The sequence below is a fragment of the Methylomusa anaerophila genome (assembly GCF_003966895.1).
Lineage (GTDB): Bacteria > Bacillota > Negativicutes > Sporomusales > Sporomusaceae > Methylomusa > Methylomusa anaerophila.
Map to the genome: position 1 here is coordinate 3758297 of NZ_AP018449.1, position 14727 is coordinate 3773023.

Sequence of the window (14727 nt, forward strand, 5' to 3'; positions counted from 1 at the left end):
GGGGATTAATCCCCTGTTAAATCTTATCGACGATTTCTTGAATGAAGGGGTATCGGTATAACTCGCCGTTTAGGGCTTTAATCGCGGCAATAACAGAGGTAATGACAAGACCAATCCAGACTACCGCCAGAACTGGCAGTAAGAGTATTCCGATGAGAAGGAAACATAAAAATGAGATTGCCAGCGATAAAACCAGTACAGCTAAATGAGAAATAAGAGCCTGCCTGGCGTGATCGTAGACAAAAGGATCGCCTTTTTTCAGGATGAAGATAATAAGTGGGGCAATAATAAAACCGGCGCCACCAAGAAGATAACCCAGGTGGGCAATAATTGCCAGAATCTTTTGCTCGCCGGTGATGTCGTTCATAGTAAAACCTCCTTATATCCTTTATTAATATTATACTATGTTACTATTATTCTGAGGTATAATTAATTATGTTATTACGTTAATTTAATCACTGGGCTGAAACGTGGCCAGTGGGCGATAAACCCGTTTGCCGTCTTCTTGTATGCTATTGACCAGTGAGAAGTGACGAAGCTTATTGATTTGTTTTGTTGGAATTAAAAGAGAAATTTTTCGTCAAGTTTTCTGAAAAGGGTAGAAAAACCATAATACCAAGAAGGAATACAATCTGTTTTGGAGAACAAGCTATAATAGTTACATGGAATTTATATTTTATTACAAATTACAAAGTTAATTACTTTAGGAGGATACCATGTGGACGGTAGTATATATAGCATCTAACCGGGCCCAGGCGGAACTTTTAAAAAATGTGCTGTGCAATGAAGGAGTACTGGCCAATACACGTCCGGCCGGGGTGGTTTCCACTCTTGGGGACGGATTGTATGAGATCCTGGTATTGGAATCGGAAGCCGACGAGGCTCATGCGATTATTTGTCAACACGCAGTTAAGTAGCCATCAGTAAAAGAGGTAAGGAGTGAGCTGCTTGCTAAAAAAAACCAAGATCATTTGTACAATAGGCCCGAGTACTGATAAGTTGGAAATATTGGAAAATATGTTGAATGCCGGTATGAATGTTGCCAGATTCAATTTTTCTCATGGATCTCACGATGATCATGCCCAACGAATTGCCATTGTGCGCGCTGCCGCCGCTAAAGCACAAAAGCCGGTAGCTTTAATGCTGGACACTAAGGGACCGGAAATGCGGCTTGGTAAATTTGCTAATGGTAAGGTAAAGTTAATAGCCGGCCAAAAATTTATCATCACTGCCAAAGAGATATTAGGTAGTGAGGAGATTGCATCTGTCAATCATAAGTTTTTACCCCGGGAGGTTGTGGAAGGCAACACCATCCTGTTGGCTGACGGTTTGGTCAGCTTGCTGATTGATGCGGTTGAAGGGGACGATATTATCACCACTGTGCTCAATAGTGGTGAAATCAGTGACCGCAAACGGGTTGCCGTCCCAGGGGTTAGTGTAGGTTTACCACCGGTTTCGGAGCAAGATGTGGCAGATATTTTGTTTGGTGTTAAACAGAACATGGATTTTATTGCGGCATCTTTTGTTCAGCGGGCTACTGACGTACTTGCCATCCGCAAAGTCTTGGAAAATGCCAACTCTGCTATGGATATCATCGCAAAAATTGAAACCGCGGAAGGTGTAAAAAATATCGACGAAATTCTTAAAGTATCGGACGGCATCATGGTGGCCCGCGGGGACCTAGGGATAGAAATTCCCGCTGAGGAAGTGCCGCTGGTGCAAAAGATGCTGATTGGAAAATGTAATAAGGCGGGAAAACCCGTTATTACTGCCACCCAGATGCTGGAATCTATGATAACCAATCCGCGTCCCACGAGAGCCGAGGCCAGTGATGTGGCCAATGCCATTTTAGATGGAACGGACGTTATTATGTTAAGCGGAGAAACGGCATCCGGTCAATATCCGCTGGAAGCGGTTAAGACGATGGCAAGTATTGCCGTTCGCACCGAAGCTTCCTTAGGTTACAGCGATCTTTTACTATCGAAAGGAATTTTACCGCAGCGGACAACCACTGACGCGATTAGCCATGCCACTGTGCAGGTTGCTCATGAGCTGAGCGCAGCTGCCATTGTTACGGCGACTCAGTCGGGGTATACCGCCCGTATGGTATCAAAGTATAGACCCCAGGCTACCATCGTAGCGGTTACTCCTACTGAAAAAATAGTGCGCCGAATGATGCTTCTTTGGGGAGTTTTGCCAGTGTCCGGACCTAGTTCACCCAATTCCGATGAAATGGTCCAAAATGCAATAGCCAGTTCCCTTACCGCCGGAGTGGTCAAAGACGGTGACTTGGTGGTGATTACCGCCGGAGTTCCTGCTGGCGTATCCGGTACTACTAATATGATAAGGGTACATATCGTGGGCAATATTTTAATGAAGGGAACAGGCATAGGTCAAAAAGTTGTTACCGGCAGAACTTGTGTCGCTTCTTCGATAAAAGATGTAAAAACTAAATTTCAGCCCGGAGATATCCTTGTGGTTACAAGCGTCGACGAGGAAACCGCTGTGTACGCTGCCCAAGCTGCCGCTATTGTAGCGGAAGAAGGCGGTCTTACTTCTCATGCCGCAATCGTCGGGGTGAGTTTCGGAATTCCGGTCATTGTCGGTGTTGATGGGGCAACTGAGCGTCTAAGTGATGGCGCGGTTATTACCGTAGATGCCGCTCGGGGACTTGTGTACCAAGGAGAAATACACGCGAAATAGGGAGAAAAAATATGTGGGTTTGGTGGAGTGCGCTGCTTATTAGCCTTCTTATAGTGATAGCGGCTTTATGGCGGTATGCTTCGCGGCGTCTCGTTTGGCGGCTCAGACGACTCAATGCCGGGCTGGCCAGACTGATGCACCGCCGGCGATACCGGCCGGCGGCGGCTAAAAAATTGCTGCGCCAAATCTATTTACTTATATCCGAGGCTCTTGACAAGGGCGATTACAAGATTGCTTATGAGGCTTTGGATTTGATAAAACTTGCCTTGGGACAGGGATTCGGTCGAATTAACGATTCCGCCCGTTTAACGGCCATTGTGGCTAAGTCGCTTAAACTAAAAGAATTTACGCTTGCCGGGCATGGAGTGGATGCTTTTTGGCCATTAGTGCGGCAGGCTCAGCCCCAGGATGTGCCACAAATAACCGACCAACTCGGTATAATAGCTATAATAGCTCTCAAGGAACGTCAGAATTTTTTGGCCGCACGAGCGGTGGATATTATTTTTGATAGCGTTGATAAGCTCGATAGAGTAAATAGTATGAATAATATAAATAATACCTTGGATGCGGTAGATGGCCGGGAAGAACTGATTATATTGTCCTTACGGTCACTGAAAACTATTGGTGTTATGGTTCTGCGGCGTAAAGATATTGAGTTGTTTCGGGAAATATGCACCAAGTTTTCCAACTGGGTTGCAAGCAAAAAAACGGCTGCGGTTGACGGCAGTCTTCTGGCAGGAGTGTTGGTTAACTGGCTTCACAGAATAGTTAAAAGCGGGTTTTCTTCAGCATTCCACATGTTGTCCGAACAGATAGAAGTTATGATTATTACCGGTAAATTGGATAGTACAGCTGCCCGGCATCTGATTGAAGAATGCCGTCACTTAGCAGGCATAGCCAGCTTGAATCCCCAGAATCCGGCGGCAGGGATGATTCTTGAGTTTATGTTAAAGCTGGCAGGTCACTATGAAAACATATCACTATGGGTCCAGGCTGTACGCAGCGGGGGAGAAGTTGTCAAGCTAGCCGTTTCCAGGTACGGCGTCCAGGAAGCGTTTGCTGTTGTATATCCGTTGCTGGAAACAGGCCGCCGGCTATTATTGACGCAAACCAAGAAGGGATCTTCCGTGATTTCCCATGTTTACGGGCAGCAGGCTCTTTATGTTATTGTGCGCGAATGTCTCCATGTTGCCGAATATATAGCAAGACAATCCTTTTTGCTAACAGCGGGAGATGTGATAGGCGATATGTGCGATTGCTGGGTTCGATACCCGGCGGCTGCCGGCTCGGAAAAATCATGCAAGAAGTATTGCCAACTGCTCCTCTTTTACTGGACTCGAACCAGAAGGCCCTTAGCCGCCTCCAATGCGGGCACCCTGTCTGCCGGTACATCCGGTCTTCTCTCAGACGCCGATAAAGAACGCCTAAAATTTTTGTTTTAGTTTTTTTAGATGTTTGGCTTAATATCGTTCCTTTTATACACGGAACCGGTCAAAAGTAAGTTGAGGAACGGCACAAACAGGCCGAGATTTCGTATAGCCATCGCGATGGCTATACTGGCGCAGACCGTAATTACGTAGAAAACTACAGTTATTGCGACGGTCATTGGTAAGTGGTGCAATTGTAAGAAACCTGCCAGATAGTACATAACCAGCGGGTGTACCAGATATACCGGATAGGAATATTTCCCCAAACAGCTTAGAAAGGCTGAGAGTCCTGACGGCATAGCGTTAGTATTAAACAGACGAAACCAGAACAGTGTGGCGGCTAAAGTATAAATCACTCCTATCGGACTAAGCTGGTGAACGATGTTGACAGCGCTTTCCGGCCCATGAGATGTGAAATAAAGAAGAAAATAATAATAAGCAAGCATACCGGCGAGAGAAACTGTAAAGAATGCCCAAACGGATCGCTGGCAGCGGCGCAAGGCCTCGGCGAACTGAGGGTACATTACTGCACATACGGCACCCAGTATGAAAATGAAAACATAGTGAACGATCAAGTAACTCATGCGATGCTGTATGGCGATATTAAGATAGCGATTCTCGAAATTTGCTTGCAGCAGATAGCTGGAGTAGTAATTCACAACAATTTGTAAAATGAGCAATACAGACATAATCGGTACCGGGCTGTTGACAATCCGCCGAACGATAAGTCGCCATAATGGCATAAGGAGATAAAACCACATTAAAATTACTAAAAAGTATAGCTGGTAGGATGCCAGTCCGAAAGCGAAGTATTCAAAAACCAGCGGTTTTTCCCAGATGGACATATCGGTGGTGACCCAGGTGTAATGGACCATATATAGAATCGACCACATCAGATAAGGAAGCAATACAACCCGGAATCGACGGCGCATAAAATCTAAATAGTCGAATTTACCATTAAGCGGCTGCTGCCAAAATAACCCGAAGGATGAAACAAAAAAGAAAATAGGGACACTGAATCTGGTAAATATTTCAAGCAAGGCAAAAAGATGAATGTTGACATTTGGGTTAGTCAGCGAATAGGCACCGGTATGAATGCCGATAACTCCCAGCATAGACAAACCGCGGATGTAATCAAGAGCTGGAATACGTAGTTTTGTCATATGTTTACTCCTCGCTATTCTATCGACAAAAGTGCCTGATAGTAAAATAGTAAAGATGTAAATAATTATATGGGATAAAGCGTAAATCCGCAACTTTTTGCGAATGACTTCAATATATATTAAAATATATTAAAGAGGGATAAAAATGGATACTTTAACTGAAGTGGCGGTAGGGCAGGTTGCACCCGACTTTTCTCTGCCTGCGACAGGTGGCGGTATAATCACATTAACCCAATACAGAGGGAAAAAAGTAGTGCTCTATTTTTTTTCCAAAGACAATACTTCGGGTTGTACAAAGGAGGCTGTTGATTTTCGCGACCTGTACCAGGATATTGTTGCGACAGGTGCACAAGTATTGGGAATCAGCAGAGACAGCATTGAAGTTCATGAGAAGTTCCGTATAAAATATGAATTGCCGTTTCCGCTTTTGAGTGATGTAGATACCCATGTAGGCCAATTATACGGTGTGTTTAAAGAAAAGAACATGTATGGTAAAAAAGTATTGGGGGTTGAACGCTCAACCTTCATCATCAATGAAGAGGGAATAGTAACTCACGTTTTCCGCAAGGTTAAGGTTGCGGGGCATGCTGCTGCGGTACTGTCAGCTTTAAAAACCGATAAATAAGATATAAGGGGGTGAAATGATTATGGAAACTAATGTCATTATTTTTCCCGGCGCCCGGGAACTCATCATGGGACAAGGCGGCGTTATTACCTTGAAAGTTGAAAATCGCCTAATACCAGGGTGCTCTGAGTCAAAAATAGCCGCTATACCTGTAGTACAAGCGGGGGAACCGGATGAAGGCAATGAAGCTTATCAAGTGGTTACTGTTGACGATGTCAAGGTATATGTTCACCCAACATTGACAAGTGGTGATAATCCGCAAGAGCTGCGGATCGGGGTTGAGACGACTCTGTTTGACAGGCGATTAATGGTAATCGGCGCAGCTGGTAATAATATGCATTGCGGAAGTTGTTCCTGTTAGAGCCGGTTCAACCATAAAGGCAGACTTGTATACCAAGTCTGCCTTTAAGCGTTTCGCGGCTATTTAAGATTTGAAGCGCAACTGGAACAACCCCCGTTGCTTGCGGCAATTTTTTCTTCCAATTGTTTGTTGTTAAACATAATCATCTCAGCTAATGCCATGGGAATAACTTCCGCCAATAGTATCTCCATAACGGAATGGACAGCTTTTTTCGGATCGGGCTCTTCTAAGCAAGTTGTAAGTTTGGCCTCGATTGGTTCGCGGTAGGTTTGCAGCCAACGTTTGTAATGATTAACTAATTCGGGTCCGTCGTAGTACATCAGGATCACCACCCTTTATAAGAAATATATTCACTTTAAGGAGGGAACTGCTTATAAACCGTCATCTGCGTCGTTACTCTTCCGGTCCTCACTCCGGCGTACCCCCAGTACGCCGGAGTTCCGGTCCTCATCGTGCCTAGCATCTGACGATTTCTAAGCAGTTCGAGGCAGTTGGTAACTAGCGGATACAAGTTTACTACTCGTTAAGATTGAAGGTACTAAAATATCTCCGTTTGCGTCGCTCAACTTGCAGTTGACGTACGCTGGTACGCCTACTTAAGCGGTTCGAGGCAGTTGGTGAATTGAGTGATACAATTTAATAGATTTAGAGTTGACGGGTGAGATTGAGGGATAAAATTTTGGCCAGATGGGCTAATGAGTAGCATTCGAACATGGAGCAATATTTACTGAACAAAGGGATAGCAGTATTTTGGCGCCAGCGCTCGCGCGTTTGGGTATTTAGCCATAGTATGCGCTTGACTCGTTTTCCTATAATATTTAGTTCATTGGCGGTTTCAAGAGGCGCCAGCGTGTTGGCGTCGCTAACGATAATCAGCAGTGTCGATGAAGACAGAAGGTTGCCGTATTGCTGCTGCAAGGTTGACAGCGCGACGGAGACATTTGTTCCTTGTCCCATTTGGGAAGTCTTAGCCAATAATTTTTCTGTGGTTCGGGCGAAGTCCTCGCCACGGTGGAAATAAGGGGTTACTTTTTCCAAGTCATTGGCAAAAATGAAGCTTTCAATATTTTTTACTACACTGGAGAGACCGTACAAAAGAGGGAGGGTAAAGCGGACATATTTGGTCATGGAAGCAGAAACATCACATAGAATCATTATATTAGGCTTATGGATTTTTTTTGTTTTATAGTTAAGAGCGATCATGGTGCCGCCATACCGCATATTGCGCCGGATGCTCTGACGAATGTCAATCAATTTCCGTTTGGCAGTCAGGCGAAAACGGCGAGATATACGGGTAGTTAACCGGTGGGCCAGTCGCTTAATAAGAGTGGTGACTTGCGGTATTTCATTCTCGGAAATATCCTGCATGTTCTTACCCAAGAGCGGGTTACGGCCGCTGCCTCCCTGACCGGCAGCGGATTCGACCACGTTATCCAGTTCGCTCATTCCTAATAACTGGCGTCTGGCTTGGGCCAACTGGGCCAGGTCTTCCTGGGAAAGTTGCCGCTGCCAGAAGGAAAGGGAGCTTTTTACTAAGTTTTCTACTACCGGTTGGAAGGACTCATTTACTTTATTGCCGGTAGAGGTTTTCTCCAAGAAATCCTGCAACCGTTGTTTCTCCCGTTCCGGTAATTGTTTGTATATGTCTTTCAACTCAGCGGGGATATTAAGCTGCTGCCCCTGAAAAACCAGTTCTTCCTCAGCCTGTTGAGTTTGTTCAAAATCGAGCTGTTGTTTTGCTTCCCATGCTTCTTGCTGCTGTTGTTTTGCTTCCGGCGGAACGAAGAAGAGGTTAAAAGCCTGGTGGAAATTTCCTAGGTCTTCGGCATTTTTTACCAACATACTTTTTAACGCGGCATAAAACTCGTCGCGAGCTAACGGATTAATCAAGCTTATACTTTTAACCGCGTCAAGAGTTTCAGCGGTACTAACCCGCACCCCCAGCTGCCTTAAAATCTGGACAAAACCTACGATATTGTCGGCAAGTGAATTCACAGACCGGCTCCTTCACTATCTGCCCTACAATCGCAATGGCCGGGAGGCATATTTGCCGCAGAGTGCTGTTTGATTGCTGTACATAGACCTTCAGGTCCAAGCTCTTTTTGGAATGAGCTTAAATCATCACGCTGTTTTAGCAAAAGCCCCATTGTTTGCTTCACCAATTCGGGATCTAGGAAATCGGCATGCATGGAAACAATAGCTCTTGTCCAGTCAAGTGTTTCGGCTATAGAAGGCTGTTTTTGCAAATTAATGTTGTGCCGCAGATGGTGTACGGCGGCAGCAATTTGTTCTGCGAGCTTATTGGAAGCTTGGGGGATTTTTGTTGTAATAATAGTAATCTCTTTTTCAATTGAAGGGTAATCGATATACAGATATACGCAGCGGCGGCGTAACCCTTCGGAGAGTTCACGGTCGTGGTTACTTGTCAAAACTACTATAGGAATATGATTGGCTTTAACTGTGCCCAATTCCGGAATGGATATTTGAAAATCAGAAAGTATTTCAAACAGGAAGGCTTCAAACTCTTCGTCAGTTTTGTCAATTTCATCAATTAAAAGAACAGGGCGCTTATCTGCACGGATGGCTTTTAAAAGGGGACGCTCCAAGAGGTATTCAAGTGAGAACACATCATGTTCATTGAGCTGATAGCAAGCACTATCCCGGCTCATTTGAATTTTAATGAGTTGCCGCTGGTAGTTCCATTCATATAAGGCTTTATTTTCATCAAGTCCTTCATAGCACTGAAGCCTTATCAGTTCTGTGTCGAACACCCGGCTTAACACCTTGGCAATTTCAGTTTTGCCTACACCGGGAGCTCCTTCAATTAATAAGGGTTTTTCCAGTTTAAGAGCCAGATAAACGGTTGTTAAAAGTTCTTTGTCAGTTATATAACCTTGAGTTTCAAAAGCTTTCTTTAAATCAAAAATGCTGATTTCGGTGCTATTTTGGGAAAAATTTCCTGTTTCCATGCATGTAGTCTCCTCATTGCTTTAATATAAACTGTTATTCTAATTTTACAACAACTTATTATGACTGACAAGAAAATGGAGTGATATGGATCACATAAAAGAAAAAAGGACAAAGCTACTAGTACTTTGTCTTTTAAAGATTTAAAAACATGTGATTAACAGTTATAGATTAATTCCAATAAAATCACCGCTTTGGAACGGTTCATTTTCTATGAATTGGTCAGGGAGAATATTAAAATGTTTGAAAAACTTTTTCGCACCTATATATGCCCCTTTGGTGGCGTAACGGATAGGAAATGAATTGGGTTTTAATTCTGTAATTGGCAGAATCCCCAAAGCCCGGTTTTCCGGGTCATATCCCAACATGCAAAAATGGTGCTGTCCTAGTAACTGGCATGCTTTTTTGTTAAAGATTATACGTCCATTGGGACGGACTTCAACTAATGGATCGTCTTTTTTTGGTATTCGTGTACGGTGAGGCTCAAACAGAGCAAATGAATACAATTTCTCTTGATTTGACACTCTTAATTCAACTCCTTAAAATTACTTTATATTATTAAAAGTATGCTCAAAAATCGAAAAGTATAAACCTACTTAAACAAAATTTAGTAATATTTATCGTGATAATATTTTTTTTATCTTTATTGATTTATTGAGAGAGGATTTTCTTTATAATAAGTCAAAGTAAGATGGATTATGATAGCTTTAATTCCTTTCAGTTCTTTCGTACAATAACTGCTCAACTTTTAATCCTTTTATTGATTATGTTAGGAGGATGAGTCATGCATCAAATTTGGTTTCAAGTACTGGCTGTTATGGTTGTCGGTAGTATAATCAAATACTTTATTATTAATCCGCTGGCCTGGGTTGTTATTGATCTGGCCATTTTGGCCATAGCTTACCTGATGTTGCGACGACATCCGTTTGTTGACTTGAAGAGAACCATGATTTTCTTTGGCGGATTAACGTTAATCAATATTTTGGTTGATATAAGAATACTTGATGGTATGCTTGGCAATCTGGCACTGTTAGGCTTGCTGGCTTGGATGTTATTCGGCGGTGGGACAAAAAATAACCGGCGCTGGCGATAATTCCGCCGAAAGGAGGCATCCGTACAGTGCATAAAGTTTTAACCCGGACAGCACTGCTCTTGGCCCTGACTTTGCTGTTTCAATCACTGCGGTTTTTTATTCCCATTCCACCATTATTTTCAACATTCATTATCGGCAGTTTGGTTAATGCCTCCTTGCTGATTGCTGCTGAAACTGTCGGTATATGGCCTGCGCTTCTAATTGCCGCTGTGACGCCCATTGTTGCTTATTTTCAACAGTTGCTGGTGCTGCCTGTTTTCATTATTCCTGTGGCACTGGGGAATGCATCTATGGTTGTTGTTTATTTATTGACCCTAAAGTTTGGCAAGGTTATCAGTGTCGGGATAGCTGCATTTACCAAAACCTGCGTATTGTATGGGTTATTTACTTGGCTGCTTGCTTTAGTAGTATTGCCTCCCAAAGTTGCTGCGCTCCTGATGTTTGTCATGAGTTGGCCGCAATTTGTAACAGGCATAATTGGTGGCATACTGGCGGTACTCATAGCCAAACGGCTAAAGTCTACTTTATAATTTTTGTTTTTCCCGCTATATCCGGGATAAAATTCTCCCGTTCTTCGTTAACCAATCACGATGTCTTTTATAGTCCGGCATATATTTTGCCACCAAGTCCCAAAACTTGGTGGAATGGTTAGGTTCAATAAAGTGACAAAGTTCGTGTACAACCAAATAATCGCTTACTTGAGGCGGGGCCATAATAATCCGCCAATTATAATTGATGTTACCGAGGGAAGAGCAGCTTCCCCATCTGGTTTTTTGATCCCGAATCGTGATTCGCCGGGGGCAAACTCCTATTTCGTTAGCCCAGAAAACAGTTTTTTCGTGAAACATTTTTTCCGCGTGGTCAATTAACCAGATTTTTAACATCTGGTTAGCCACAGTATTCATCTTGTCCTGTTCACAATCCGGTAAACAAATAATGATTTGGTCTTGGCACAGTTTTACTTCCTGATTACTTTGTCCTGATTTCCAGACTAAGATGTATGGCACTCCCTGATATAATATGGGTGCGCCTTCGGTTACGCACTGATTGACCGGCTCATTTGCCAGTGTCCGGAGTTTTGAAAATTGCTCATTAATCCATTTGGCTTTAGAGGTAAGAAGATGTTCAATTTCCGGCTTTGCCATCCGGTTTGGCGCGGTGATCTCAATCAGGTTGGGAGGAACCAGCCTGATTTTAATAGTCTTGCGGCGCTTACTGTACGATATGGAATATTTGAGCATCTGATCAGCTATAACAATGTCATTCACTTTTTTATCCTTGCATCAATTTATTATTTTATTATTTAAATTTATTATTTTATTTGTAGGAAATCTGCTAATTAAATATTTGCGGTTATATTTGAAAATCCTTTCTACAGGGAACAGGAGTAATAAAATATGTAATTGGGGGAAGAACGATGTGTGGGCTTAACTGGTACCGTGAGCAACTTGAAAGAGCGGAAGACAACAAAGAAAGACTTGCCGAGTTAAAGAAGATGATGGAAGAACGCTATAAAATATCTGACTTAGGACTCGCTGAACTTTTAGAATTAACTCCCGATATCCTCTCAACATATAAGGAAATTGTATTAAGATTAGGTTCTTCAGAGAAAAGATAAATTATATTAAACCGGCTTGACAGCGATATGTTATGTCGCTATAATGGTTAAAGTAAGGCGACGCGCCGGACGCCTCGCTACAAAATAGCACATGCCGAAGTGGCGGAATTGGCAGACGCACCTGACTCAAAATCAGACGAGGTCTCCTCGTGCCGGTTCGAGTCCGGCCTTCGGCACCAAAGAGCTTTTAGGCTTTTAGGAAATTATCCTAAAGGCCTTTTGGCTATTTTCTGCGAAGTAGTCGCCAGGTTAAGATACAATCACATTTCCTACGTTGCCGGTTGGCCTGCCCAGAGAGGATATTTGGACAGCTGCCTGTCTGGAATAATTGAGACAAAATCATCTACTACTGGTAATCTTTTTATATATTCATCATATATTATAGTAGTTTTAAATTATAGTAGTTTTAAATTACAAAAAAAAGGGGAGGCCAGTAAAATATGAGCTTTTTCGATGACCTATGCAATAGGCATTGGTGCAAAGAATTCGATTGTGTCTGTGGGACTAACGTTGTAATTTTCACAGCCGACGGGTTTATTTTCTTTGGCTTATTGGACAGGGTAGAAGATGGCGTTCTAACGCTGGTTCCGGCAGCTAATGAGAATGACGTCTTTGTTATTACAGCAGGCGGCGACATAGAAGAGGAAGATATATCCTATATCGATGTCTGCAGCGTTATTGCCTTGTCCAAAAACGTGGTTAAAAAACCGTTTCATTCCCACAAAGATTCAAATGAATAAAGTGAAGGAGGGAACAAGATGACTGAGGAAGCAAAAGCGAATGAAGAGAAAACCGTAGTTGAAGAAGTGATTGTTGCTGAAGAAACAACTAGCCGTGACGCAATCTGCAAATTGACTCGTATTCTTAGACGGCTTCAAGGTGAAGAAGATGTAAATATAAGAACAGTTGGGGGATTTGAATTCGAAGGAGGCCGTCTCGTTCGTGTGGAAGACGGATTGGTAGTTCTTACGGATGTTGAAGTTGATCTTCCCGGTGGAGATGAAATCGATTTGGGCAACGTAACAATAAATCTCTGTGCAATAACTTCCGTAGGCATTGATGATAGGCATTGCTGATTAAGATTTGACTATATAAGCAACCGGAAATTAATTTCCGGTTTACTTTTTTGGCGCGTGTTTTTAATTTAAAGCCAATGCTATACATATAGCATTGGCTTTAAATTTGTTAATGTTAATTATGTTAATTATGATAAATATATTTTGGGTTTTCTAGTTCCTGGCAGGAAAGCCCGTATTAATAAACGAAATATAAAACATGCATAATATTCTCAGCAGATTGCGTTTTAAACTGTGTCAAGAAAACAGGGGAATTATATGACAACAGAGCATACCCACCTATTCTTTGATGTGGATATTGGAAGGACAAAACCTGAAAACATTATGAATCGAAATAATGATTGCCCTTTTTGTGACAGAAATAGCTTGGAGGGCGTACTGGCCGAGGATGGTCCGATACTGCTTCTTAAGAATAAATATCCTGTTTTGGTTGACGCTTTTCAGACAGTTCTTATTGAGACGTATGACTGTGACTCCGAATTGTCCGTATATCCTAAAGATCATCTTTACCGGTTAATGCGTTTTGGGATAACCGCATGGCAAGAAATGATAGCCAGCAATAAATATAAATCAGTTCTTTATTATAAAAACCATGGACCATTCTCGGGTGGCACCATAAGACATCCCCATATGCAGATTGTGGGACTGAAATATATCGATTATAGTTTCAATATGCCGCTCAATAGTTTTGAAGGCATCATAATTGACAGGACTGCAGGAGTGGAGTTAAATCTTGCGACAAGACCCAAAGTCGGTTTTTACGAATTTAATATTCTTCTCAAGGATTTGAATAAATTGAATGATTTGAGAGATTTGAAAAACATAGATTTTATGGCTGATTATATCCAGGCCACAGCTCACTTTTTATTACACCATTTTCATAAATGGTGTAACAGTTATAATTTATTTTTCTATCAACTTGAGGGGAAAATTTTGGTCAAAGTAATGCCGCGATTCATTACTTCGCCATTATATATAGGATATTCCATCCCACAGCTCTCATGCCATATGGAAAAAGTGGTGCAGGAGATGCAAAATCTTTATTTTTAGGGGATGCATAGTTATGTATTATGGTGATAATACTCCTTTTAAAGTAGTGGCCATCGGCGATTCAATAACCTATGGTTTTCCGTATACACCGCATTTTTCCTGGGTAAACCTGGCAGGTGAGAAACTAGGCATTCCTATGATAAATAAAGGTGTGAACGGCGATACAACTAGTAACATGCTAAAGCGGTTTAAGCTTGATGTGCTGAAATACTATCCCTCCCACGTCGTTATTACCGGCGGTACGAATGACGCCTTTGCCCTTGCCGACGCGGCTTCAGTCATTAGCAATATACATCGTATGGCAGAGTTTGCCAATGAAAACAATATTACTCCCATTGTTGGATTGCCGATACCTTGCAGCTATAACCGGAATGATCAGATAGTAGCCCTCTACCGGGAGGAATTGCGTCAATACTTCTTTGATTATGGTATCTCGTTGCTTGATTTTTCTGCAGTGTTTTATGATTCTATCAATAACAGCCTTAGGGTGAATTTATTTACCGACGGCATTCATCCTAACCAGGATGGATACTGTAAAATGGCCGACATGGTTGTTGCTTTCTTCAGACAAAACTTAAGCTTGCCACAAGCCAAAGTTTGTCCTAAGTCAATTGACTTTTGAATTTTCCTAATATATAATGAAA

General features: G+C 42.5%; 19 protein-coding genes and 1 tRNA gene. 13 read left to right on the forward strand and 7 right to left on the reverse strand.

Annotated elements, in window-relative coordinates; all coding sequences use genetic code 11:
• Nucleotides 1-16: 16 nt before the first annotated feature.
• Entirely contained in the window at nucleotides 17-367 is a 351-nt protein-coding gene (locus tag MAMMFC1_RS16850) for a DUF4870 domain-containing protein (protein WP_126309653.1), read from the reverse strand.
• Nucleotides 368-716: 349 nt separating this feature from the next.
• Here MAMMFC1_RS16850 and MAMMFC1_RS16855 point away from each other — a divergent pair, with 349 nt between their 5' ends.
• From MAMMFC1_RS16855 to MAMMFC1_RS16865, 3 genes are read left to right on the forward strand one after another with little or no spacing between them, the layout of a single operon-like run.
• Nucleotides 717-917, forward strand: a complete 201-nt coding sequence (locus MAMMFC1_RS16855) for a putative signal transducing protein (RefSeq protein WP_126309654.1) — start codon at nucleotides 717-719, stop codon at nucleotides 915-917.
• A gap of 31 nt (nucleotides 918-948) precedes the next feature.
• Nucleotides 949-2703: a pyruvate kinase gene (gene pyk, locus MAMMFC1_RS16860; protein WP_174234385.1), complete on the forward strand. Its 1755-nt coding sequence runs from the start codon at nucleotides 949-951 to the stop codon at nucleotides 2701-2703.
• Between the two features lie 11 nt (nucleotides 2704-2714).
• A complete protein-coding gene (locus MAMMFC1_RS16865) occupies nucleotides 2715-4145 on the forward strand; it encodes a hypothetical protein (protein ID WP_126309656.1) in 1431 nt (476 codons plus the stop codon).
• A 5-nt stretch (nucleotides 4146-4150) separates the two neighbouring features.
• Here MAMMFC1_RS16865 and MAMMFC1_RS16870 read toward each other — a convergent pair whose 3' ends face one another.
• Nucleotides 4151-5293 (reverse strand): acyltransferase, encoded by a 1143-nt coding sequence (locus tag MAMMFC1_RS16870; RefSeq protein ID WP_126309657.1) that lies wholly within the window; start codon nucleotides 5291-5293, stop codon nucleotides 4151-4153.
• Between the two features lie 145 nt (nucleotides 5294-5438).
• On the opposite strand from MAMMFC1_RS16870, the gene MAMMFC1_RS16875 reads away from it, so the two are divergent.
• Nucleotides 5439-5918, forward strand: a complete 480-nt coding sequence (locus MAMMFC1_RS16875; RefSeq protein WP_126309658.1) for a peroxiredoxin — start codon at nucleotides 5439-5441, stop codon at nucleotides 5916-5918.
• A 22-nt stretch (nucleotides 5919-5940) separates the two neighbouring features.
• On the forward strand, nucleotides 5941-6279 hold the full coding sequence (locus MAMMFC1_RS16880) for a CC/Se motif family (seleno)protein (RefSeq protein WP_126309659.1): 339 nt from the start codon (nucleotides 5941-5943) through the stop codon (nucleotides 6277-6279).
• A 59-nt stretch (nucleotides 6280-6338) separates the two neighbouring features.
• On the opposite strand, the gene MAMMFC1_RS16885 is transcribed toward MAMMFC1_RS16880, so the two are convergent.
• From MAMMFC1_RS16885 to MAMMFC1_RS16900, 4 genes are all read right to left on the reverse strand, one after another.
• Nucleotides 6339-6599, reverse strand: coding sequence for a hypothetical protein (locus MAMMFC1_RS16885; RefSeq protein ID WP_126309660.1), 261 nt, complete (start codon nucleotides 6597-6599; stop codon nucleotides 6339-6341).
• Between the two features lie 325 nt (nucleotides 6600-6924).
• Nucleotides 6925-8274 (reverse strand): vWA domain-containing protein, encoded by a 1350-nt coding sequence (locus tag MAMMFC1_RS16890; protein ID WP_126309661.1) that lies wholly within the window; start codon nucleotides 8272-8274, stop codon nucleotides 6925-6927.
• The gene (locus MAMMFC1_RS16895; protein WP_126309662.1) at nucleotides 8271-9248 is read right to left on the reverse strand and encodes an AAA family ATPase; all 978 of its coding nucleotides are present in this window, start codon (nucleotides 9246-9248) and stop codon (nucleotides 8271-8273) included. Before MAMMFC1_RS16895 ends, MAMMFC1_RS16890 begins: the two co-directional genes overlap by 4 nt.
• Before the next feature lie 162 nt (nucleotides 9249-9410).
• Nucleotides 9411-9770: a hypothetical protein gene (locus MAMMFC1_RS16900; protein ID WP_232035492.1), complete on the reverse strand. Its 360-nt coding sequence runs from the start codon at nucleotides 9768-9770 to the stop codon at nucleotides 9411-9413.
• A gap of 260 nt (nucleotides 9771-10030) precedes the next feature.
• Between MAMMFC1_RS16900 and MAMMFC1_RS16905 the strand changes: the two genes are divergently transcribed.
• A complete protein-coding gene (locus MAMMFC1_RS16905; RefSeq protein ID WP_126309663.1) occupies nucleotides 10031-10339 on the forward strand; it encodes a hypothetical protein in 309 nt (102 codons plus the stop codon).
• 26 nt (nucleotides 10340-10365) lie between these two features.
• Nucleotides 10366-10869, forward strand: a complete 504-nt coding sequence (locus MAMMFC1_RS16910; protein WP_232035493.1) for an ECF transporter S component — start codon at nucleotides 10366-10368, stop codon at nucleotides 10867-10869.
• A 15-nt stretch (nucleotides 10870-10884) separates the two neighbouring features.
• Here the strand turns inward: MAMMFC1_RS16910 and MAMMFC1_RS16915 are convergent, their stop codons facing one another.
• Entirely contained in the window at nucleotides 10885-11607 is a 723-nt protein-coding gene (locus MAMMFC1_RS16915; RefSeq protein WP_126309665.1) for a M48 family metallopeptidase, read from the reverse strand.
• 149 nt (nucleotides 11608-11756) lie between these two features.
• On the opposite strand from MAMMFC1_RS16915, the gene MAMMFC1_RS16920 reads away from it, so the two are divergent.
• The 6 genes from MAMMFC1_RS16920 to MAMMFC1_RS16945 all read left to right on the forward strand — a co-directional run bounded on the left by MAMMFC1_RS16920 (nucleotide 11757) and on the right by MAMMFC1_RS16945 (nucleotide 14705).
• The gene (locus MAMMFC1_RS16920) at nucleotides 11757-11957 is read left to right on the forward strand and encodes a hypothetical protein (protein ID WP_126309666.1); all 201 of its coding nucleotides are present in this window, start codon (nucleotides 11757-11759) and stop codon (nucleotides 11955-11957) included.
• 93 nt (nucleotides 11958-12050) lie between these two features.
• A tRNA-Leu gene (locus MAMMFC1_RS16925) sits at nucleotides 12051-12136 on the forward strand.
• Nucleotides 12137-12397: 261 nt separating this feature from the next.
• Nucleotides 12398-12697 carry a hypothetical protein gene (locus tag MAMMFC1_RS16930; protein ID WP_126309667.1) on the forward strand — a complete coding sequence of 100 codons (300 nt, stop codon included), beginning with the start codon at nucleotides 12398-12400 and terminating at the stop codon, nucleotides 12695-12697.
• 18 nt (nucleotides 12698-12715) lie between these two features.
• Entirely contained in the window at nucleotides 12716-13033 is a 318-nt protein-coding gene (locus tag MAMMFC1_RS16935; protein WP_126309668.1) for a hypothetical protein, read from the forward strand.
• 258 nt (nucleotides 13034-13291) lie between these two features.
• The gene (locus MAMMFC1_RS16940; protein WP_126309669.1) at nucleotides 13292-14083 is read left to right on the forward strand and encodes a DUF4931 domain-containing protein; all 792 of its coding nucleotides are present in this window, start codon (nucleotides 13292-13294) and stop codon (nucleotides 14081-14083) included.
• A gap of 13 nt (nucleotides 14084-14096) precedes the next feature.
• Nucleotides 14097-14705: a GDSL-type esterase/lipase family protein gene (locus MAMMFC1_RS16945; RefSeq protein WP_126309670.1), complete on the forward strand. Its 609-nt coding sequence runs from the start codon at nucleotides 14097-14099 to the stop codon at nucleotides 14703-14705.
• Nucleotides 14706-14727 lie beyond the last annotated feature (22 nt).